The sequence below is a fragment of the Geodermatophilus sp. SYSU D00815 genome (genome assembly GCF_054050035.1).
The window spans coordinates 20889-42448 of the sequence record NZ_JBJGYO010000019.1; the positions used below are offsets into that span (position 1 = coordinate 20889).

Below are 21560 nucleotides of genomic sequence, written 5' to 3' on the forward strand. Positions count from 1 at the left end.
TGGGAGGCACCCACCCCCCGAACCAGGGGGTGCGGCGGGGAACGCGTCGGCCCGGCGGGGATCGGTAGCATCCGCCCGTGGCCGACGCCCCGGACTTCCTGGTCATCGGGGCGGCACGGTCGGGGACGACGGCGCTGACCTCGTTCCTCGGGGAGCACCCGGACGTCTTCGTGTCCACGCCCAAGGAGCCGCACTTCCTCGCCTTCGCCGGCACCGCGCCGCGGTTCACCGGCCTCGGCGACGACGACCTGGTCAACCGCGGCGCGGTGCGCGACGAGCAGACCTGGCGCGGGCTGTTCCGGGGCCGCACCGAGCGGCGGCGCGGCGAGGGGTCGGTGACCACGCTGGCCTACCCCGAGGCGTCGGTCCCCGCCATCGGGCGGTACTGCGCGCCGGGCTGCCGGCTGGTGGTCATGCTGCGCGACCCGGTCGACCGCGCGTTCTCCAGCTGGCTCTACCTGCGCTCGCGCGGCTACGACGCCGGCTCGTTCGAGGAGTGCCTGGCGGCCGAGGAGGAGCGCACCCGCGACGGGTGGAGCCACATGTGGCAGCTGGCCCGGCTGAGCCGGTACGCCGAGCAGCTGGCGCCGTTCGCCGCCGCCTTCGGCGACCGCCTGCTGGTGGTGGTGCAGGAGGAGTTCACCGCCGACCCGACCGGGCAGCTGCGGCGCGTGCTGGAGTTCCTCGACGTCGACCCCGACGTCGACATCGACCCGTCGCGGCAGGTCAACGCGTCGGGGCTGCCCCGCAGCCGGGCGGTGACCTCCGCGCTGAACACCCTGCGGCGCTCGCCGGCGCTGCGCCGGCTGGTCACCACGGCGGTGCCGCAGCGGCACCGGGAGCGGATCCGCTCGGCGAACCTCGACCGGACCGCGGTCGACCCGGCGACCCGCGCCCGGCTGGCCGCGGCCCTCGCCGACGACGTGCGGGACCTGCAGGAGCTGCTCGGGCGCCGGATCCCGGCCTGGCCGACGGCGCGGGCGGCGGAGGGCGGGGCGTGAGCGACCGGGTCCGGGTGCTGCAGCTGACCGGCATCACCGTCGGCGGCTCCGCCGAGCACCTGCTGCAGCTGGCCACCCTGCTCCCGCCGGACCGGTTCGAGACGACGATCGCGCTCTCCGGCGGCGGCCCGCTTGACGACGCCATCCGCGCCAGCGGGCTGCCCGTGGTCGACTACGCCCCGTCGCACGGGGCGGGCCACTTCAAGCAGGCGACGCCGGACGGTCCGGTCGAGCTGCTCCGCCAGTTCCTGCGGATCCGCTCCCACATCCGCCGGCACCGCTACGACGTCGTGCACACCCACACCTCGGTGGCCGGGGCGATGGGCCGGGTGGCGGCCTGGTCGGCCGGGACGCCGGTGCGGGTGCACATGCTGCACGCCTACGCCGGTCACGCCGGGGTGCCGCAGCCCAGGCGCTCGCTGTTCCGGCTGGTCGAGCGGGCGCTGGGGCTGTTCACCACGCACTACGTGGCCGGCTCGCGGTTCATCCGCGACGTCGGCGTGCGGCACCGGATGTTCCGGCCCGAGCAGGTCACGGTCATCCCGTACTCCAGCCGCATGACCGTCGGCGACGCCGACGACGCCGCCCGCGCCCGCCTGCGCGCCGGCCTGGGGCTGCCCGCCGACGCGCCGCTGGTCGCGCTGGTGGGCCGGATCGAGGACCAGAAGGGCGTCGACCTGCTGGTGCGCGCGGTCCCGGCCGTGCTCGCGCAGGTGCCGCGGGCCCACGTCCTGGTGGTCGGCGACGGCACCCGCCGGACGCAGGCCGAGGCCCTGGCCGCCGAGCTGGGCGTGTCCGGCTCGGTGCACTTCACCGGCTGGCGGCACGACCTCGCCGACGTCATGCGGGCCATCGACGTGCTGGCCCTGCCCTCGCGGTGGGAGGCGTTCGGCATCGTCAACCTGGAGGCGATGGCGGCGGCCAAGCCCGTGGTCGGGTTCGCCGTCGAGGGCATCCCGGAGGTCGTCGTCCACGGCGAGACGGGGCTGCTCTCACCGGCGGGCGCCGTCGACGACCTGGCCCGCGACCTCGTCCGCGTGCTGAGCGACCCGGCGCTGGCCGCCCGGCTCGGCGCGGCGGGGCGGCGCCGGTTCGTCGAGCACTTCACGCCCGAGCGCATGGCGCAGGCGCACGTGGAGCTCTACGAGCGGCTGCTCAGCCGGCGTCGAGGACGCCGCGGACGAGCCGGCTGAAGGTGCGGCCGAGGTCCTCGACCCGGTAGTGCGCCCGGACCAGCGCCGCCCCGGCGGCGCCCATGGCCGCGCGGTCGGCCGGGGTCAGCGCGGCCAGCTCGGCGATCCGCTGCCGCACCGACGCCGGGTCGCCGGTGCGGGCGAGCAGCCCGTCGCGGCCCTCCTCGAACACCGGCGGCCGGCCCGAGCAGTCGGTGAAGACGGTCGGGCAGCCGGCCGCCATGGCCTCCATGACCGCGAGCGGCAGCGCGGGGCCCTCCCAGCGGGCGGTGTGCACGTAGCCGTCGGCCGCGGCCAGCAGCCGCGGCACGTCGTCGCGCCAGCCGAGGAAGGTCACCCGGTCCGCCAGGCCGAGGGCGCGGACCTGCCGGTGCAGGCCGGCCGCGTAGTCCGCCGTCCGCCGGGCGGCGACCGAGTCACCGGCCGAGCCGACCAGCGCCACGTGCACCGGCGCGTCGAGGCCGGCCAGCGCCTCGAGCAGCACGTCCTGGCCCTTCTGCGGGTCGAGCCGGCCGACGTTGAGCAGCAGGAGGTCGTCCGGGCCGACCCCCGTCGCCGCCCGCAGCCTTGCCCGCTCCGCGCCGGTGAGCTCCACCGGCGGCGCCACGGAGATGCCGTTGGGCAGCACGACGGTGCGCTCGGCGGGCACGCCGAAGGCGGTCATCTCGTCGCGCACGACCGTCGAGGTGCAGACCGCCAGCGTGGTGGCGCGGGCGACGACGGTGCGGTAGCTGCGCCGCTTCAGCGCGGCCAGCGGGCGCGGGCCCCAGAAGTGGTGCTGGTTCTGCACCATCAGCACGCCCGGCACGCCGGCGCGGGCGGCGGCGAGCAGGGCCGGGACGCGGTCGCGCTGGTTGACGCCGATGACGCAGCGGGCGGCGTCGTGGCGCACCCGCGCGGCGAGGGCCGGGACCAGCCGCGGGTCCCAGGGCCGCTCCAGCCGGGGTTCCAGCACGGTCGTGACGCCCACGTCGGCGAGGTCGGGCAGGATGCTCGGCCCGGTCCGCGGGACGGGCCCGTGCACGAGGGTCAGGTCGAAGCCGTCGGCGCGCAGCGCCCGCCCGAACTCCAGCGCCATCTTCGCCGCACCGGTGCGGTCCGGCAGGCGCAGGGTCATGACCAGTCGGGTCATCCGCGGCTTCCGGCCCGGCGCTCGGGGGCCCGCCACGCGGCGACGTCGAGACCGGTGACCTGCTCGAGCACGTCCAGGTCGGGGCCGAAGGTCTCGAGCAGCGCCCGCCGCGTCTCGGGCCGGTAGCTGGTCCGCACCACGTTGCGGGCGACGATCTGCCGCCGCAGCCGCCGGCGCAGCGCCGTCGGGACGACGGGGGAGAGCAGCTTCTTCAGCGGGTGGTGGGTGCTCACCACGCGGCCGAGGAACCGGCTGCGGGGCTCGCCGGAGCGGTGCGGGTCGGGGTCGACGGTGCGCCGGACGGGCGGCACCCCGAGGTGGGCGTAGACCCGGGCGAGGACGGCGTCGGGGTCGGCGGTGAGGTCCTCGTGCCGCAGCAGCAGCAGCTGCTCGCGGGGGAAGACCTCGAGCACGTGCCGCAGCTGCTCGCCGTACCGGCTCATGCCGGTGTAGTGCCAGATGTGGTGCCACCCCTCGGCGACCCGGCGGGGCTCGTCGGCCAGCGCCTCCTCGAAGGTCGCGCACGGCTCCCACCCGCGGGTGCGCATGAAGCCGTACGCGGAGAAGGCGCGGTCCACGGGGTCGCGCAGCATGCACACCAGCCGCGCGTCGGGGAACTCCTCCCGCAGCCGGGTCACCGCCTGCGGGAAGTACATCGTCGACACCGAGCCCTCGCCGCGTACCTGGTCGGGCCGGGCGTCGCGGTACAGCCGCAGGTAGGCGTCCCGGTCGGTCACCGCCAGCCGGTTGATCGTCTGCCGGTCGCCGGGGCCGGTGAACGCCGGCGTCGTCCCGGCCAGCGCGAAGTAGTGCGGCTCCTTGGGCTCGGTGAGGAACAGCCGGGGGTGCTCGGCGAGGTACTGGAACAGCGCCGTCGTCCCCGACCGTGCCGCACCGATGACGAGGAACTGCGGGCCGGGCATCAGGCCCCCTTCCGTGTCGGGAACGCGATCGTACGGATCCCCAGCGTGCGGTGGGCCGCCCGCGCCAGGTGCAGGTTGCGCCCGCTCATGGCCACCGCCGCCGCGGCGGCCACCCCCGTGCCGCCCCAGGTGGCGCCCCACCAGGTGGCCAGCCCGGCGAACGCCAGCGCGGCGACCAGCGCGCCGGCCGCGACGGTGCGCTGCCGCCCCGCGTGCGACAGGAGCACCGAGCAGGGCCCGGTCCAGGCGTTGACCAGGACGCCGGCGCACATCACCAGCGCCGGGGCCAGTGCGGCGCGGTACCCGGCGCCGAAGACGGCGGGCAGCAGCACCGGCCCGGCCGCGGCGAGCGCGAGCACCGCCAGCGCCGTCGCCGCGGTCGACCAGACCGCGAACCGGCGGATCGGCTCGGCCAGCGACGCCAGCCGGCCGGCGGCCGAGGCGGCGGCGATCCGCGGGGCCAGGGTGCGCATGCCGATCGCGGTCGGGACGGCGACCAGCACCGCGATGCGCACCGCGACGGAGAACACCGCCACCTCCTCGACCGGCGCCACCGCCGCGAGCAGCCACACGCCGGCCTGCGGCACGGTGACCGAGGCCAGCGCGGCGAGGGCGAACGTGCCGCCGAAGCGCAGCAGCCCCCACGGCGAGCCGCCCGGCACCGCACCGCCGACCCGCACGCTGCCGGCCTGCACGGCGCCGGTCCACCCCGCACCGGTCCGCCCGGCCGCGTGCCGGCCGTTCCCGCCCGGGGCCACCACCCAGGCGACGAGCAGCAGGCAGACGAGGTAGACGGCGGTCTCCGCGACGACGGTCCACCCCAGCGCCGTCCGCGCGGAGGGGGTGGCCGCGCCGGCCGCCGCGGCCAGCAGGACCGCCACGAGCAGCACCCGGCGGACGTGCTCGCCGAACACGAGGGCGTGCCCGAACCGGTCCCGCGCCCGCAGGACGTTGACCAGCACCGGGCCGACCGCCGCCGCCGGGAGGAGGAGCGTCACGAGCAGGACCAGCGGCCGGTACACCGACGGCGGCGTGCCCGCGGCGGCCGCCGCCGGTCCCACCACCCACTGCCAGAGCGCCGCGGTGACCAGGATCCCCACGGCCTGCGCCGCGAGCAGCCGCCGCAGCAGGGCGCCGTGGGTCCGCCGCTCCTCCTGGGCGACGACGACGGTGGCCACCTGGGTGAGCCCGAACTGGGCCAGGACCGCCAGGAAGGTGAGCCAGCTCAGCGCCCACGACAGGGCGCCGAACTCGGCCGCTGGCAGCACCCGCGCCCCGACCAGCGTGACGAGGAAGGCGCTCCCCACGGCGGCCAGCTGGCCGACCGCGACCAGGCCGGTGTCACGGCGCAGCGCGGACCGCTGCCCCGCGTCGCCCGCGTCCCGGTCGAGCGGTGTGGTCAACGAGCGGACGCCGTCCGTCGCGGGTCGGCGCCGTCCCCGCCGACCGGCAGCGGATCGGCGGCGGGCCCGGTCCGGGGCGCGCCGGTCTCCCGCGCCCGGCGGACGAAGAGGTTCACCAGCACGGTGAACGCGATGAGCGGCAGCCCGAGGGCCACCCACTTCGGCGCCGAGGTCGCCCACACCCCGCCGGGGAAGATGCGGACGACGAACACCAGGCTGAAGCCCCAGACGAGCGGGTCGCGCAGGAAGCGGCGGAAGGCGTGCTGGGCGGCGCGCGCCACCAGGCCGCTGAGCAGCCCGCCGAGGACCACGCCGGCGATGCCCAGGTTGACGTACCAGTCGCCGACGGCGGTCGCCGGGAAGCCGTTGTTGCGGTCGATGTAGGTCTGCGCCAGCTGCACGGCGGGGGAGACGAACGGGTCCTGCGGCCCCACCAGCACCGAGGGCACCGCGGCCACCGAGCCCTCGACGAAGTCGGCGCCGCCGGTGAAGTCGAACCGGTCGGGCCAGTCGTCGACGTAGAGCAGCAGCGCGTCGTAGAAGGTGTTGTTGGTGGCCACCGCGACCTGGCGCAGGGCGCTCTGCCCCTCGATGGTGGGCGCCAGGTCGCCCCAGAGCACGGTGTCGCGGGCGGTGCGCAGGGTGAACGCCAGCAGCAGCGCCAGCACCGGCACCAGCAGGAAGCGGCGGCGCCACCGGGGGTCGCGCAGCCACCGCCCGTCGGGCCGGCGGGCGGCGTTGCGCCCGGTCCGGCCGAAGATCAGCGTGCCGGCCAGCAGGGCCACCGCCGAGAGCACCGGCACGTCGCGGGCGCCCCACGTCCAGCTGAGGTAGCCGTCGACGGCGACCAGCCCGAGGACGCACAACCGCAGCAGCGGGGCCCGGCGGTAGGAGAAGAAGGCCGCGACGCCGACCAGGGCGGCCAGCATGGGGATGGCCCGCAGCGCCCGGCTGTCGGCGATGTCGCGGTCGACCTTCGACGCCTGCAGCAGCCCGGCCGGACCGCCGTAGCGGATCCACAGCGCGACGGTCGCGGCGAAGGCGGCGGCGGTCAGGACGGCGGTGAGCACGACCAGCGTCCGCGGGGACAGCGGGCCTCGGGACTGCGGGAACAGCACGGCCACCGGCCGCACCAGCGGCGTCAGCAGCCGGGCGCCGGCCCACAGGGCGAGCAGGAACAGCACGACCACCGCCTGGCCCTGCAGGAGCAGGACCTCGGGGTCGCGCTCGTCGAACAGCACGGTGGGGAAGGGGGTGTCGAGCCCGGTCGCCAGCACCAGCGGCCGCCACAGCAGCTGCAGCGCCAGGTAGTAGAGGGTGATGGCCATCGCGTCGAGCGGATGGCGGACCAGGTTGCGGAAGACCAGCGCCCAGACGGCGACGGAGGCGACCACCGCGAGCAGCGGCACGACCATCACCGCCGCGTCTCCGCTCCGTACGAGGGACCCACCGCATCCTCCGACCGTCCGCCGTCCTCCGGCAGCGGCACGGCGGGGCGAGGGTAGCGCAGCGGACCCCCGTTCCCGGGCCGTCGCGCCCTACCATCCCCCGAATGCGTGCCGGGCCGAGGCTGATGATCGTGGGGGCTCCCAAGAGCGGGTCCACCGCCCTGTTCCAGTACCTGGCCGGGCATCCCGACGTCCGCAGCCACGTGCACCGGGAGATGCCGTTCTTCGGCCGCGACGACGAGTTCGCCCGCGGCTGGGAGCACGCCGTCGGCAAGTACTACCCGCCGTCGGTGGGGGACGCCCCGCTGGTCGCCAAGCACACGATGGCCATGTACGACCCGGCGGCGGTGCGGCGCGTCGTCGAGTCCACCGACGCCGTCGTCGTCGCCGTCCTGCGCAACCCGGTGCCGCGGGCGTACTCGCACTTCCACTACGCCCGGCTGCGCGGCTGGGAGGACGCGGCGACCTTCGAGGAGGGGCTGGCGCGGGAGGCGGGCCGGGCGGTCAGCTCGCCGCCGCAGGCCCGCGACATGCAGTACGTCGGCAACGGGATCTACGCGCCGCACGTCCGTGCCCTGCTGGACACCGTGCCGCCGGAGCGGTTGCGCGTCTACCTCTCCGACGACCTGCGCCGCGGCGCGCCGGAGATCTGCGCCGAGCTGTTCGACCTGGCCGGCCTCGCGCCCCACACGCCCGACGTGACGCAGGCGCACAACGAGGGGCGGGCGCCGCGGTCGGCCCGCTTCGCCCGGGCCTTCCTCGCGGTGCAGCGACCCGGCAGCCCGCTGCGCCGGCTGGCCGCCCGCGTCCCGAGCCGCACCAAGTACCGCGTCCGGCACCTGGTCAACCGGCTGAACGAGGGCCCGGCGTCCTTCCCGCCCATGGCCCCCGACACCGCCGCCCGCCTGCGCGAACGCTTCGCGGAGCCCAACGCCGAGCTCGCCGGCCTGCTCGGGCGGTCGCTCACCGCATGGGACTCGTGACGCGTTCGAGACCCCGGACCGCGCCGGAGCCCGGTACCTTTCCGCCGTGCTCGAGACTGCCGACGAGACGTCGCGCACGTCCCCGGACCGGGACGGCGCTGTCCGCAGGGACGACGCGTCCTACGACTCGGGACCGGGGCTGCGCGAGTACCTCCGCGCGCTCCGGCGCTTCTGGTGGCTGGCGCTGCTGACCTTCCTCGTCGTCCTCGGGATCTCCATCGGGTCGCTGTACGTCATCGACCCGGTGTACCGGGCCGAGGCCGAGGTGCTGGTCCGCACCGAGGACAGCCAGCAGCTCTTCCCGCGCACCAGCGGCGGCTCCGGCGCGGCGCTGGTCCGCTCGACCGGCTCGGAGCTGATCTACGTGCAGGGCGACGCCTTCGAGGAGCTCGCGGTCGAGGCCGCCGGGGACGACGCCGAGGTCGAGGTGCGCAGCGCGCTGGAGTCCAGCGCGCTGGTCTTCTCGGCCGAGGCCGGCGACCGGCGCACGGCCCAGGAGGCCGCGCAGACGTGGGCGGAGACCTACGTGGCCGCCCGGCACCAGAGCGACGTCGACCAGGCCACGAGGCTGCGGGACCTGCTCGTCGCCGATCGCGACGCGCTGGCGGCGCGGCAGCAGGAGATCCTCGCGCCGGTCGCCGCGCTGGACGAGGCGGTGGCCACGGAGACCGACCCGGTCGAGCTGTCCCGGCTGCTCAACCAGCGGCTGCAGATCCAGCGCACGCTGGCGCCGGAGCTCGAGCCGGTGGAGACCGAGCTGCGCCGGCTGAACACGCAGATCTCGAGCCTGGGCGTCGACCTGCGGGTGATGGAGGACCCCGCGGCCCTCGCCTACGTCAGCAGCGCGGCCGAGCTGCCGGAGGAGCGGGCGAACGGCTCGATGACGCAGAGCGTGCTCGTCGGGGTCGTCGCCGGGCTGGTCCTCGCCGGCGGCGCGGTCGCGGCGGCGCAGGCCCTGCGCCGCCGCTAGGCGAACCCCTGCTCAGCGACCGGCGCCGACGACGTCCGGGTGGTGGGAGAACCACTCGATGGTGCGCTTGAGGCCCTCGTCCAGCGGGACCTGCGGCTCCCAGCCCAGCGCGCGGCGGGCGAGGCCGATGTCGGGCTGGCGCACCGTGGGGTCGTCCTCGGGGCGCGGGACGAACTCGATCGGCGAGTCCGACCCGGTCAGCTCCCGGATCCGCCGGGCCAGGTCGAGCACCGGGATCTCGTGCGGGTTGCCGATGTTCATCGGCCCCGGCTCGTCGGACAGCAGGAAGCGGATCAGCCCGTCGACGAGGTCGCTGACGTAGCAGACCGAGCGGGTCTGGCTGCCGTCCCCGGCGACGGTCAGGGGCTCGCCGGCCAGCGCCTGCCGGATGAACGTCGGGATGGCCCGGCCGTCGCGCGGCCGCATGCGCGGGCCGTAGGTGTTGAAGATCCGCACGATCGCGGTGTCCACCCCGTGCGTGCGGCGGTAGGCCGAGGTCAGCGCCTCGGCGAAGCGCTTGGCCTCGTCGTAGACCCCGCGCGGGCCCACCGGGTTGACGTTGCCCCAGTAGGTCTCCGGCTGCGGGTGGATCAGCGGGTCCCCGTACGCCTCCGACGTCGAGGCCAGCAGGTACCGGGCGCCCTTCTCCTTGGCCAGGCCCAGGGTGTGCAGGGTGCCGATCGAGCCGACCTTCATCGTGTGGATGGGCAGCTCGGCGTAGTCGATCGGCGACGCCGGCGAGGCGAAGTGCAGGACGTGGTCCACCGGGCCGGGCACGTGGACGTAGTCGGTGACGTCGGCGCGCACCAGCCGGAAGCCCGGGTGCTCGAGCAGGTGCGCCACGTTGGCCGGGGTCCCGGTCAGGAAGTTGTCGAGGCACAGCACCTCGACGTCGCGGTCGAGCAGGGCTTCGCACAGGTGCGAACCGAGGAAGCCAGCCCCACCTGTCACGACGGCACGGGTCATCGGGACGTTCCTTTCACTCCACCAGGGACAGCGAGTCGACCGGGGACGTGGCCTCCGGGTTGATCTGCTCGTCGGGCTCCAGGGGCAGCGGACCGGTCTCCTCGACCTCGTCCTCGGGCTGCACGATGCGCGAGCGCGGGTCGAGCGCGTCGGCGAGCAGGATCAGGTCGCCGACCGTCTTCTTCTCCTGCCACTGGAAGGCCGGCTTGAGGTTGAAGTAGGACTCCGGGTCCAGCGCCATGATCCCGAGGATCACCTCCGCGACGATGCGGCCGCCGACCGGGCCGAGCTTGCGGCCCCGGTTGACGATCTCGGCCTCCTTGAGCACGTAGTACCAGAGCGGGGCCTTGCCCGCCCAGCCCGGCTGCTTGAGGCCGAGCTGCTCGTTGGTCAGCGGCGTGACGCCCATGGCTCGGGCGACGTCCTGGCCGCAGGGCAGGCCGAGCCGCTTGCCGCGCAGCAGGTTGCGCTCGGCCAGGGCGACGATCGCGGTGCTCGTCGGTGCCACGACGGTCGACGGCAGCGTGAACAGCGGCAGCGACAGCTGCGCGTCGATCAGCCGCGCCATGTTCCGGTCGTCCGGCGGCTCGAGACCGGGGATGTCGAAGAAGTAGTTCCAGTCGCACCACAGGTTGGCCGGGATCGGCCGGTTGCCGCGCAGGTCCTCGAACCCGTCGGCGCCGAAGATCGGGACGGTGTGGCCGTCCTGCATCTCGTACTCGGCCCGGATCATGCTGTGCCCGAACCGGTAGGCGGCACCCGAGTACTCGACCGGCATGTACGGGTTCTCGGGGTGCTGCGGCTTGTAGAACGTGCCGAAGAACTTGATCGTCCCGTCGCGCTTGATCAGGCTGCTGACGACGTCCCTGCCGACGATGCGCGGCAGGTAGTCGTTGACGATGAGCCACTGGTAGTGCCAGCGGGTCTGGCGCTGGGCCTGGGCGAACGTCATGCCCTGGCTCATGAACTTGTTGTGCAGCCGGATGAAGACGGTGTGCAGCTGGGCGACGATGAGGTTCTCGTCGTTGCGGGGGTCGCCGAGGTAGGCCGCGCCCACGTCGTCGCGCGGCAGGTCGACCAGGCCGTCGTGCTCCCAGACCTTGAGGTAGCCGTACCGGGCCGGGTCCTGGTCGTACAGGTCGGGGCTGCCCTTGATGCCCTTGCCGTAGACGCTGCCCAGGTCGAACCACGGGGTGTCGTAGTTGCGCATGGCCAGCGGGTCCTGCAGCCGATGGGTCAGCGGCGTCTTGTCCAGCGTCATGTCGTGGTCGACGAACTGGCCGAAGTAGATGTAGCCGGCCGGGATGCCGGGGTTGTCGAAGGCGACGTCGCTGTCGCGGACGTCGGAGAGCGGCGCCTTGCCGTCGTTCATGCTCTCCGCCAGCCACCTGAGCAGCCCGTCGGTGGGCGCGTAGGCCGGCAGGTCCTTGAACATGAGCCCGAAGCGGGCCTCCGCCCGCCGGTCGACCTTGACGGCGACGTCCGCGCCGCGCGGGTCGCCCACCGCGTGCGCCGCGGTCTCCGCGGGCGCGGTGGTCGTCGTCGTGGGGTCGGGCGCGGGGGCGGTCTCCTCCGCCCGCGCCGTGCCGGCGAACCCGCCCACGGCGGGCACCATCCCGGTGGCCACGGCCCCGGCCAGGAAGCCGCGGCGGCTCACGCCGCGCGTCGTCGTCGCCCCGCTGAACGGGCAGACGCCCGCCGATCCGTCGTCCTGTCGCACGTTGCCGCTCCCACGTCCGTGAGGCCCCCCCGGGCCAGATGCGCAGCAGCATCGCGGGGAGCGGCGTGACCTGGGCAGACGTGTCCGTGGGGTCGGCAGCCCCCCAAATCGTGGGGCCGCCCGGCACGGGGAAGGCCCCCGACCCGGCGCATCCGCCGGGTCGGGGGCCTCCTCGGGCTCGGCTCAGCGCAGGTCGAACCGGTCGAGCTCCATGACCTTGGTCCACGCGGCCACGAAGTCGCGGGCGAACTTCTCCTTCGCGTCGTCGGCCCCGTAGACCTCGGCCAGCGCCCGCAGCTCGGAGTTGTGCCCGAACACGAGGTCGACCGCGGTGGCGGTCCAGCGCACCTCGCCGCTGGCCCGGTCGCGGCCCTCGTACACGTTCTCGGCCGTCTCCGAGACCTTCCACTCCGTGCGCATGTCGAGCAGGTTCGCGAAGAAGTCGTTGGTCAGCGTCCCCGGCCGGTCGGTGAACACGCCGTGCCCGCCCAGGCCGACCCCGAGCGCCCGCAGGCCGCCGACCAGCACGGTCATCTCCGGCGGCGTCAGCGACAGCATGTACGCCCGGTCCACCAGGAGGGTCTCCGGCGAGAGCTTCTCACCGGCCCGCAGGTAGTTGCGGAAGCCGTCGGCCCGCGGCTCGAGCACCCGGAAGGACTCGACGTCGGTCTGCTCCTGCGTGGCGTCGGTCCGCCCCGGCGAGAACGGCACCGTGACGTCGAGCCCGGCGTTCCGCGCCGCCTGCTCGACCCCCGCGCAGCCGGCCAGCACGATCAGGTCGGCCAGCGACACCTTCGTCCCGTCGGACTGGGCGGCGTTGAAGTCCTGCTGGATCTGCTCGAGGACCGGCAGGACGGTGTCCAGGTCGGCCGACTCGTTGACCGCCCAGTCGCGCTGCGGCGCCAGCCGGATCCGCGCCCCGTTCGCGCCGCCGCGCTTGTCGGTGTGCCGGTAGCTGGCCGCCGCGGCCCAGGCGACCGTCACCAGCTGGGCGATCGACAGGCCGGAGCCGAGGATCCGGCCCTTGAGGGCGGCGACGTCGGTGCCGCCGATCAGCGGGTGGTCGACCGCGGGGACCGGGTCCTGCCACAGCTGCGGCTCCGGCACCCACGGGCCCAGGTAGCGCGAGATCGGGCCCATGTCGCGGTGCAGCAGCTTGTACCAGGCCTTGGCGAAGGCCTCGGCGAACTGCTCCGGGTGCTCGAGGAAGCGCCGGCCGATCTCGTCGTAGACCGGGTCGAAGCGCAGCGCCAGGTCGGTGGTGAGCATCGTGGGCTTGCGCGCCGGCTGGTTGGTCTCCGGGTCGGGGATGACGTCCTCGGCGTCCTTGGCCACCCACTGCTTGGCGCCGGCCGGGCTCTCGGTGAGCTCCCACTCGTAGCCGTACAGGTTCTCGAGGAAGTAGTTGCTCCACCGCGTCGGCGTCTGGGTCCAGGTGACCTCGAGGCCGCTGGTGATCGTGTCGCGGCCCTTGCCCGTGCCGAAGGTGTTCTTCCAGCCGAGGCCCTGCTGCTCGATCGGCGCGCCCTCCGGCTCGGGGCCGAGGTACTCGGCGGGCGCGGCGCCGTGGGTCTTGCCGAAGGAGTGGCCGCCGGCGATGAGCGCGAACGTCTCCTCGTCGTTCATCGCCATCCGGCGGAAGGTCTCGCGGATGTCCCGGGCCGCGGCCAGCGGGTCGGGGTTGCCGTTCGGCCCCTCAGGGTTGACGTAGATCAGGCCCATCTGCACCGCGCCCAGCGGACCGGACAGCTCGCGGTCACCGCTGTAGCGCTCGTCGCCGAGCCAGGTGTCCTCGGGGCCCCAGTAGATCTCCTCGGGCTCGTAGATGTCCTCGCGGCCGAAGGCGAAGCCGAACGTCCGGAAGCCCATCGACTCCAGCGCGACGTTGCCGGTGAACACCAGCAGGTCGGCCCAGGAGATCTTGCTGCCGTGCTTCTGCTTGACCGGCCAGAGCAGCCGGCGGGCCTTGTCGAGGCTCACGTTGTCGGGCCAGCTGTTGAGCGGGGCGAAGCGCTGCGCGCCCGACCCGCCGCCGCCGCGGCCGTCCTCGATCCGGTACGTGCCGGCGGAGTGCCAGCTCATGCGGATGAACAGGCCGCCGTAGTGGCCGAAGTCGGCCGGCCACCAGTCCTGCGAGTCGGTCATCACCGCCATGACGTCGCGCTTGAGCTCCTCGACGTCGAGCTGCGCGAACGCCTTCTTGTAGTCGAAGTCCGGCCCCATCGGGTTCGCCGCCGGGTTGTGCTGGCGCAGGACCGAGAGGTCCAGCTGGTCCGGCCACCAGTCCTTGTTCGTCTGCGGCCGGTGCGGCTTCGGCTGCGGCGACGGGATCCCCGGGTTCTCGCTCTCGCTGACGCTGCGCGTCGCGTCCTTGTCAGGCACCTGCGTCCCTCTCCTGTTCTCGGCTTCCCTCGGACACCTGTGGGCCGCGGGCCACCAGCCGGGAGGCGGCGGCGCAGGCGGGGCAGCGGCCCCACCAGATCACCTCGGCCTCGTCGATCTCGTAGCCCGCGTCGTCCGACGCCGTCAGGCAGGGGGTCTCCCCGACGGCGCAGGCGACGTCGACGATCGCCCCGCACGAGCGGCAGACGACGTGGTGGTGGTTGTCGCCGGTGTGCACCTCGTAGCGCGCCACCGACCCGGTGGGCTGGAAGCGCCGGACGAGGCCCGCGTCGGTCAGCGCGCGCAGCACGTCGTAGACGGCCTGGTGGGAGACGTCGCCGGAGTCGCGGCGGACGGCGGCGAGGATCGAGTCGGTGTCGGCGTGCGGGTGCTCGTGCACCGCCGCCAGCACCGCGATCCGGGGACGCGTCACGCGCAGCGCGGCCGCGCGCAGCATGCGCTCGAGGTCAGCGGTGGCCGGCACGGTGCGAAGCTTGGCCCCGATTCTGGAACCGATCAAGCCTTGACTTCGACCGTGCCGGCGCACCCGGTCAGCACGCCCGTCGGGGTGCCGGCGTCGCCCCGCGCGGGACGTTCCGGGCCCGCAGCCGGGTCCGCGGCGAGTCGTTCGCGTACCCCCGGGGGAGGCGGTGCTCGGAGGGCGGGACGGGGGAGGCGACCGTCCCGGTGAGGTGCACGTAGCGGATGCGGTCCGCCGGGTCGTAGGTGCGCATCGTCGGTCGCCCCTCATGCCGCCGCGCTGCCCAGGAGCAGCCGCTCGGTCACGGTGGCCACCCGCCGGCCCAGGTACGCGGCCGCCGCGGTCTCGACCTCCCCGACCGGGGTGGCGCCGTCGTCGGTGACGTGGCTGACGCCGTAGGGGTTGCCGGCCTCGAACTGGACCGGGTCGGTGTAGCCGGGCGGCACGATGTAGCCGCCCCAGTGGTAGAAGGTGTTCGCCAGCGCCAGCAGGGTCGACTCCTGCCCGCCGTGCCGCGTCGCGCTGCTGGTGAACGCCGCGTAGACCTTGTCGGCCAGCAGGCCCTGGTCCCACAGCGCGCCGGTCCGGTCGATGAACTGCTTGAGCTGCGCGGCCGGCAGACCGTACCGGGTGGGGGTGCCGAGGACGACGGCGTCGGCCCAGAGCAGGTCCTCCTTGGTCGCCTCCGGCACGTCGCCGGTCGCGGCCACGTGCGCCGCCCACGCCTCGTTCTTCCGGATCGACTCCTGTCCCGCCAGCTCGGCGACCTTGCGCAGGCGGACCTCCGCGCCGGCCTTCTCGGCGCCTTCGCGCACCGCCTCGGCGAGCGCGTGGACGTTCCCCGTGGCCGAGTAGTAGATGACGGCGACCTTCGGGCTCGGGCCGAAGGCGCGGTCGGTGGTGTCGGTCATCGCTGTCCCTCCCGGTGGAGCTGCCTGGTCCGGCAGGGCCGCACGTCGCGGCCGGGACCAGAACACCGCTCCGGCCTGCTCCGGACCTTTTCCGGACCTGCTCCGGCCGGACAGGCCCTAGGCTCCGGCCGTGGACTTCTCGGTCCTCGGCCCCCTGCAGGTCCGGGTGCGCGGCGAGCTCGCGCCCGTCCGCCGGGGCCTGCCGCGCGTCCTGCTCACCTACCTGCTCCTGCACCCGGGGGAGCCGGTCGCGGCGCCGCTGCTGGCCGACCGGGTGTGGGACGGGCTGCCGCCGGCCGACGCCGGCAACGCGGTGCACCGCGTGGTCTCCTACCTGCGCCGCACGCTCGGCGCGGGGGAGCCGCTGCCGCTGCGCACCGCGCCCGGCGGCTACGTGCTCGACGTGCCCGCGGACGGCGTCGACAGCGTGCGCTTCACCCGGCTGGTCCGGGGCGCCGCCGGCGACCCGGCGCAGGTCCTGGCCGCGCTGGACGGGGCGCTGGAGCTCTGGCGGGGGGAGCCGCTCGCCGACGCCGCGCACCTGCCGTGGGCCGCGCCCCCGGTCGCGGAGCTGGAGGAGCTGCACGTGCAGGCCCACGAGCGACGCCTGGCCTGCCTGCTCGACCTCGGCCGCCACCTCGACGTCGTCCCGCAGGCGCAGGCCCTGGTGGCGACCCACCCGCTGCGGGAGGGCCTGCGGGCGTCGCTGATGACGGCGCTGTACCGCAGCGGGCGCCAGGGCGACGCGCTCGCCGAGGCCGCGGCGCTGCGCCGCACGCTCGCCGAGGAGCTGGGCCTCGACCCCGGCCCGGCGGTCCTCGACCTGGAGCGCCGCATCCTGGCCCAGGACCCCGCCCTCGACCGGCCGCCCGCCGGGCCGGTGCACGCCGTCCGGGCGGCCGCGGTCGCGCCGCGCACCGCCCTGCCGCGCGCCGTCACGTCGCTGGTCGGCCGGGACGCCGAGGTCGCCGCCGTCGGGACGGCGTTCGAGGCCGCCGGTCTGCTGACGCTCACCGGGCCCGGTGGTGCCGGGAAGACGCGGCTGGCGCTGGCCGTGCTCGCCGGGGCGCCGGAGCGCGGCCCGGTGTGGTTCGCCGACCTCAGCGGCGCCCACGACGACGCGGCCGTCGCCGGCGTGGTGGCGGCGGCGACCGGGACCCCGACGTCGCCGGGCACCGACGTGGTGGAGGCCGTGGTCGCTCACCTGCGCGACAGCGCGGGCGTGCTCGTGCTCGACACCTGCGAGCACGTCGTGCAGGGGGCGGCCGCCCTGGCGACGGCGGTGCTGCACGGCTGCCCCGGCGTGCGCCAGCTGGCCACCAGCCGCCGCCCGCTGGGCGTCACCGGGGAGGTCGTCCGCCCGGTGCCACCGCTGGGGCTGCCGGCGCCGGACGCCCCCCTCGAGGAGGTCCGCGCCGCCGCGGCGGTCGAGCTGTTCGCCCAGCGGGCCGCCGCGGTCGCGCCGGACTTCCGGGTCGACGGCACGAACGCGGCCGACGTCGCCGCCGTCTGCCGCCTGCTCGACGGGCTGCCGCTGGCCATCGAGCTGGCCGCGGCGCACACCGACGTGCTCAGCCCGGGCAAGATCCGGGCGCGGCTGGACGACCGGTTCGCCCTCCTGGTCTCCGGGACGCGGGACGTCGTCGCGCGGCAGCGGACGCTGCGGGCGGCGATCTCGTCCAGCGTCGACCTGCTCACCGCCGACGAGCGCGCGCTGTTCCGCGACCTGGCGGTGTTCGCCGGGAGCTTCGACCTCGACGCGGCGGTGGCGGTGGCCCCGCCGCTGCCCGAGGAGGACCGCCTGCGCCTGCTCGCCTCGCTGGTCCGCCAGTCGCTGGTGGCGCGCGCCGGTCCCGACCGCTACCGCCTGCTCGACTCGGTGCGCGCCTACGCGGGCGAGCTGCTCGCGGGGTCGGCGGGCGCGGCCGAGGTGCGCCGGCGCCACGCGGAGCACCACGTCGCCCTCGCCGAGGCCGGCGACCGGCAGGTGCGGACGCTGGCGCAGCAGTCGTGGCTGCCGCTGCTCCGGGAGAGCGGCCCCGACCTGCGGGCGGCGCTGCGCTGGAGCCTGGACGGCGGCGCGCCGGAGCTCGGCGCCCGGCTGGCCGGCGCGCTGGCGTGGTTCTGGACGCTGGAGGGGCAGCTGGCGGAGGCCCGCGCCTGGCTGGAGCGGGCGGAGCGGGCCCGCGTGGAGGACCCCCGGGTGCGCTCGCGCGTGCTGCTCGGGGTGGGCTTGGTGGCGGCCCCGCTCGGCGACCTCGTCGAGGCCCGCGACGCGTGCGCGGAGGCGGCCGAGCTGAGCCGCTCCGCGGGCGACGACCGCGGCACCGGCGACGCGCTGATCACGCTCGGCGTCGCGCTGTGGGCGCTGGGCGACCTGGACGCGGCGGCGGCCGCCCACGACGAGGCGGTCGAGCGGTTGGCCGGCGAGGCGGAGCCGTGGCGGCGGGACGTCGCGGTGGTCCTCCGGGCGCGCACCGCCGTGGACCGCGGCGACCCGGACGCGACCGACCGGGTGGCGGCGGCGGTGGCCGCCGCGCGCCGCAGCGGTGACGCCCACCTGCTGGGCCTGGCGCTGAGCCAGCGGGCGCGCGACGCGCTGCGCACCGGCCGGCGGCGGGTGGCGGCCGAGGCGGCCGAGGGCGCCCGGGACGCCTGCCGCCGGATCGGCTACCGCGAGGGCGAGGCGGGGGCCCTCACCCTGCTGGCGCGCGCCCGGCTGGCGGAGGGCTCGGTCGGCACCGCCGCGGCGCTGGCCGAGCAGGCGATCGGGGTGGCCGCGGCGATCGGCCACCGCGGCGCGCTGTGCTCGGCCGCGGAGGCCCTGGCCGCCGTCCGCGCGGCGGCGGGGGACGACCGCGGGGCGCTGGTGCTGCTGGAGGTCGCCGCGGCCGAGCGGCGGCGTCGGGGGATCCCCGACGCCCCGGTGGAGCGGGCTCTGACCGCGCGCCTCCGCGAGGGGCTGCGCACCCGGCTGGGTCCGGCCGGGGAGGCGTCGGCGGCGGACGAGCGGGCCGGCGGGCTGGACCTCGACGACGTCGCTGCCATGATCGGCCGGTGACCCGCACGGACGTCCGCCCGCTGACCCTCGACGACGCCGTCGCGCTGACCACCGGTGCCGAGGAGTTCGGCCGCCGGACCGGCCTCCGCCTCGCCGACGGCTACCTGGCGTTCCCCGAGGCGCTGCCGGCGACGGTGGCGGCGCTGCGCGCGGGGATGCCGCCGGAGTGGTTCAGCCACCTGCTCGTCGACCCCGACGAGGAGCTGGTCGTGGGGCTGGGCGGCTACACCGGCCCGCCGGAGGACGGCGTCGTGGAGATCGGCTACAGCGTCGCCCCGGCGCACCGCGGCCGCGGGCACGCCACCCGGGCCGCGGCGGAGTGGGTGGCGCGGGCGGAACGGGCCGGCGTCGCCGTGGTGCGGGCGCACACCCTCGCGGAGGACAACGCGTCGACGGCGGTGCTGGCGCGGCTGGGGTTCGCCCGCGTGGCCGAGCTGGTCGACGAGGAGGACGGCCCGCTCTGGCGGTGGGAGAAGGAGCTCGCCTGAGCCCGTTCAGCCGGCCGCGGCCCGGTCGCGGGGCATCAGCGCGACGGCCGCCAGCATGACGACCGCGACCCCGGTGGTCGCCAGGAAGACGTGGTGGACGGCGGTCGACAGCGGTCCGGGCTGCACGTCGCCGGCCTCCACCGAGGCCGTGCCCAGGGTGGCGTTCACGATCGCCCCGAACGCGGCGACCCCCACCGCGCTGCCCAGCGAGCGGAAGAACATGTTGGAGGCGGTCACCACCCCGCGCTGCTCCCACGACACCGCGGACTGCGCGGCGATCAGCGTCGGGGCGGCGCAGAAGCCCATGCCCAGGCCGATCACGAAGCAGGTGGCCCCGACCTGGAGGACGCTCGTGCCCTGGTCGAGGAGCAGCAGCAGCGACGCGCCGAGCAGCGCCACCGCGGCGCCGATCAGCGACGTCCACCGGATCCCGATCCGCAGGTACACCCGCCCGGCCTGCGAGGCCGACAGGGGCCAGCCGAGCGTCAGCGCGGCGAGGGCGAACCCGGCCACCAGCGGACCCGTGCCCAGCGCCACCTGGGCGAAGGTCGGCACGTAGGAGGTCAGCCCCAGCAGGACCGCGCCCACGCACACCGCGACCAGGCTGGTCGTCACGATGAGCCGGTCGCCCAGCAACCGCAGCGGCACCACCGGGTCGGTGGCCCGCCGCTCGACCAGGACGAAGACGCCGAGCAGGAGCACCCCGGCCCCGAGCACCGCGACGCTCGGCACCGACGCCCACGCCCACGCCTGGCCGCCCTCGAGCAGGCCCAGGACGAGCAGCGTGAGCGCGACGGTCAGCACCGTCGCGCCGGCGTAGTCGATCCGCGGCCGGCGCCGCTCCACCCGCTCGGTGAACCGGAGGGCGATCGTCGCTCCGGCGACCAGGCAGAGCGGGATGTTGACGAGGAAGATCCACCGCCAGCTGACGTACTCGGAGAAGACGCCGCCCAGCGTCGGGCCGACGACCGCGGAGATCGCCCAGACGCTGGCCACGTAGCCCTGCACCCGGGCGCGTTCGGCGAGGGTGTAGAGGTCACCGACGATGGTCATCGACATCGGCTGGACGGCGCCGGCGCCCAGGCCCTGGACGGCGCGGAAGGCGATGAGCGCCCACATGTTCCAGGCCAGCCCGCACAGCACCGAGCCGAGCAGGAACAGCCCGATCCCGGCCAGCATCACGGGCTTGCGGCCGAACAGGTCGGCGAGCTTGCCGTAGACCGGAACGGTGACCGCCTGCGCCAGCAGGTAGATCGAGAACAGCCAGGGGAACTCGGCGAACCCGCCGAGGCTGTCGACGATCGACGGGACGGCGGTGGCGATGATCGTCGAGTCGATCGCCACCAGGCCGGTCGAGAGCATGACGCCGATGAGGACCGGCCCGCGCTCCGACCGGAACCCGACCCCGGACGGCGTCGGGCTCCCCGTCCCCGGGGAGCCCGACGGTGCGCTGCGTGCGGCGAGGCGTCTCACGACGTCATTCGTACCTGCCGCCGGGGGCCGCGGGGTGGCCGGTGCCCCGACGACACCGGGCGGGACCGGGTCAGCGCGACGCGCGCACCTCCGACGGCGTGCGGCCGAACCGGGCGCGGAACAGCTGGGTGAAGTGGGCCTGCGAGGCGAACCCCCAGCGGGAGGCGATGTCGGCGATCCGGTAGTCGGCCATCGACGCGGCCTCGAGGTCGACGCGCGCGCAGTCCAGCCGGCGCCCCTTGATGTACTGCGCCACGGTGGTGCCCTCGGTGGCGAAGGCCCGGTTGAGGTGGCGCGGGGTGACCCCGAGCGCCCGGGCGACCGCGTCGGTGCACAGCCCCGGCTCCTGCAGGTGCTCCGTGATCCACGCCTTGGCGGCGAGCAGCCGCGAGGCGCTGCCCGGGGACTGCTGCCCGCTGGCCATGACCTGCACCAGGTCGAGCAGCTGGTCGCCGACGCCGTCGCGGGCGACCACCGGGTCGGCCACCAGCCCCAGCAGCGCCTGGCGCAGCGCGCGGGCGGTCGCGCCGCGGACGCCCGGACCGTCGCCGGCCACCCGCAGCGGGGTGCGCAGGTCGACCGCGCCGCAGTGCTCGCGGAACAGCGGGCGGGGGACGTCGACCAGCACCTGCCGCATCGCCGTCGGGAAGCCGAACAGGTAGGGCGTGTCGGTCTCGTAGACGATCACGTCCCCGGCGGCGAGGGTGTGGCAGCCGCCGGGGTGGTAGAAGAACGCCTCGCCCTCGAGCAGGAGGGTGATGAACGTGGCGTCCTTCGGCCGGGCCCGCACCAGCCCCGGGGCGCGCTCGATGACGTGCGCGTTGCCCGCGATGTCGGCGACCCGCACCCCGCCCACGTCGAGGTTGAGCTGCCGGGCCACGAGCCCTTCGGGCTGGTAGGTGCTGCAGGTGAGCCCGACGAGCGCCTCGGCGTTGTAGTGCTCCCAGAACGCCAGGCGTTCCCCGGCGTCGACGGTCGACGTCGACACCGACGACAGGACGGTGGCTGCGGGCACGGTCGACCTC

At 75.5% G+C, this 21560-nt stretch carries 17 protein-coding genes; 6 read left to right on the plus strand and 11 right to left on the minus strand.

Annotated features, from left to right (window positions below; genetic code table 11):
* Positions 1-77 precede the first annotated feature (77 nt).
* Both ACI78S_RS18255 and ACI78S_RS18260 read left to right on the plus strand, forming a co-directional pair.
* Positions 78-1001 (plus strand): sulfotransferase family protein, encoded by a 924-nt coding sequence (locus tag ACI78S_RS18255; RefSeq protein WP_456975916.1) that lies wholly within the window; start codon positions 78-80, stop codon positions 999-1001.
* Entirely contained in the window at positions 998-2194 is a 1197-nt protein-coding gene (locus tag ACI78S_RS18260; protein ID WP_456975918.1) for a glycosyltransferase, read from the plus strand. Before ACI78S_RS18255 ends, ACI78S_RS18260 begins: the two co-directional genes overlap by 4 nt.
* On the opposite strand, the gene ACI78S_RS18265 is transcribed toward ACI78S_RS18260, so the two are convergent.
* The 4 genes from ACI78S_RS18265 to ACI78S_RS18280 are packed head-to-tail and all read right to left on the minus strand — an operon-like array spanning position 2157 to position 7061.
* On the minus strand, positions 2157-3326 hold the full coding sequence (locus ACI78S_RS18265; RefSeq protein WP_456975920.1) for a glycosyltransferase family 4 protein: 1170 nt from the start codon (positions 3324-3326) through the stop codon (positions 2157-2159). The two genes, ACI78S_RS18260 and ACI78S_RS18265, sit on opposite strands and share 38 nt — an antisense overlap.
* Positions 3323-4249 carry a sulfotransferase family protein gene (locus ACI78S_RS18270; RefSeq protein ID WP_456975922.1) on the minus strand — a complete coding sequence of 309 codons (927 nt, stop codon included), beginning with the start codon at positions 4247-4249 and terminating at the stop codon, positions 3323-3325. Before ACI78S_RS18270 ends, ACI78S_RS18265 begins: the two co-directional genes overlap by 4 nt.
* Entirely contained in the window at positions 4249-5652 is a 1404-nt protein-coding gene (locus ACI78S_RS18275; protein WP_456975924.1) for a lipopolysaccharide biosynthesis protein, read from the minus strand. Before ACI78S_RS18275 ends, ACI78S_RS18270 begins: the two co-directional genes overlap by 1 nt.
* Positions 5649-7061 (minus strand): hypothetical protein, encoded by a 1413-nt coding sequence (locus ACI78S_RS18280; protein ID WP_456975926.1) that lies wholly within the window; start codon positions 7059-7061, stop codon positions 5649-5651. Before ACI78S_RS18280 ends, ACI78S_RS18275 begins: the two co-directional genes overlap by 4 nt.
* Before the next feature lie 170 nt (positions 7062-7231).
* Here ACI78S_RS18280 and ACI78S_RS18285 point away from each other — a divergent pair, with 170 nt between their 5' ends.
* Complete coding sequence (locus ACI78S_RS18285) at positions 7232-8083, plus strand: hypothetical protein (protein WP_456975928.1); 852 nt, start codon at positions 7232-7234, stop codon at positions 8081-8083.
* 46 nt (positions 8084-8129) lie between these two features.
* The gene (locus ACI78S_RS18290) at positions 8130-9053 is read left to right on the plus strand and encodes a hypothetical protein (protein ID WP_456975930.1); all 924 of its coding nucleotides are present in this window, start codon (positions 8130-8132) and stop codon (positions 9051-9053) included.
* Positions 9054-9065: 12 nt separating this feature from the next.
* Here the strand turns inward: ACI78S_RS18290 and ACI78S_RS18295 are convergent, their stop codons facing one another.
* From ACI78S_RS18295 to wrbA, 5 genes are all read right to left on the minus strand, one after another.
* The gene (locus ACI78S_RS18295) at positions 9066-10019 is read right to left on the minus strand and encodes a UDP-glucuronic acid decarboxylase family protein (protein ID WP_456975932.1); all 954 of its coding nucleotides are present in this window, start codon (positions 10017-10019) and stop codon (positions 9066-9068) included.
* 13 nt (positions 10020-10032) lie between these two features.
* Complete coding sequence (locus ACI78S_RS18300) at positions 10033-11739, minus strand: peroxidase family protein (RefSeq protein ID WP_456975934.1); 1707 nt, start codon at positions 11737-11739, stop codon at positions 10033-10035.
* Between the two features lie 183 nt (positions 11740-11922).
* Positions 11923-14121, minus strand: coding sequence for a catalase/peroxidase HPI (gene katG / locus ACI78S_RS18305; RefSeq protein WP_456975936.1), 2199 nt, complete (start codon positions 14119-14121; stop codon positions 11923-11925).
* Positions 14114-14605, minus strand: a complete 492-nt coding sequence (locus ACI78S_RS18310; RefSeq protein WP_456975938.1) for a Fur family transcriptional regulator — start codon at positions 14603-14605, stop codon at positions 14114-14116. The genes katG and ACI78S_RS18310 overlap by 8 nt, the downstream gene beginning before the upstream one ends.
* 263 nt (positions 14606-14868) lie before the next feature.
* Positions 14869-15513, minus strand: coding sequence for an NAD(P)H:quinone oxidoreductase (gene wrbA, locus ACI78S_RS18315; protein WP_456975940.1), 645 nt, complete (start codon positions 15511-15513; stop codon positions 14869-14871).
* A gap of 130 nt (positions 15514-15643) precedes the next feature.
* On the opposite strand from wrbA, the gene ACI78S_RS18320 reads away from it, so the two are divergent.
* Together ACI78S_RS18320 and ACI78S_RS18325 are read left to right on the plus strand one after the other, a co-directional pair.
* Positions 15644-18574, plus strand: coding sequence for a BTAD domain-containing putative transcriptional regulator (locus tag ACI78S_RS18320; RefSeq protein WP_456975942.1), 2931 nt, complete (start codon positions 15644-15646; stop codon positions 18572-18574).
* The gene (locus ACI78S_RS18325; protein WP_456975944.1) at positions 18571-19062 is read left to right on the plus strand and encodes a GNAT family N-acetyltransferase; all 492 of its coding nucleotides are present in this window, start codon (positions 18571-18573) and stop codon (positions 19060-19062) included. Before ACI78S_RS18320 ends, ACI78S_RS18325 begins: the two co-directional genes overlap by 4 nt.
* Positions 19063-19068: 6 nt before the next feature.
* Here ACI78S_RS18325 and ACI78S_RS18330 read toward each other — a convergent pair whose 3' ends face one another.
* Both ACI78S_RS18330 and ACI78S_RS18335 read right to left on the minus strand, forming a co-directional pair.
* Positions 19069-20424 (minus strand): MDR family MFS transporter, encoded by a 1356-nt coding sequence (locus ACI78S_RS18330; RefSeq protein ID WP_456975946.1) that lies wholly within the window; start codon positions 20422-20424, stop codon positions 19069-19071.
* Positions 20425-20605: 181 nt separating this feature from the next.
* Positions 20606-21550: a helix-turn-helix domain-containing protein gene (locus ACI78S_RS18335; protein WP_456975948.1), complete on the minus strand. Its 945-nt coding sequence runs from the start codon at positions 21548-21550 to the stop codon at positions 20606-20608.
* Positions 21551-21560: the final 10 nt, after the last annotated feature.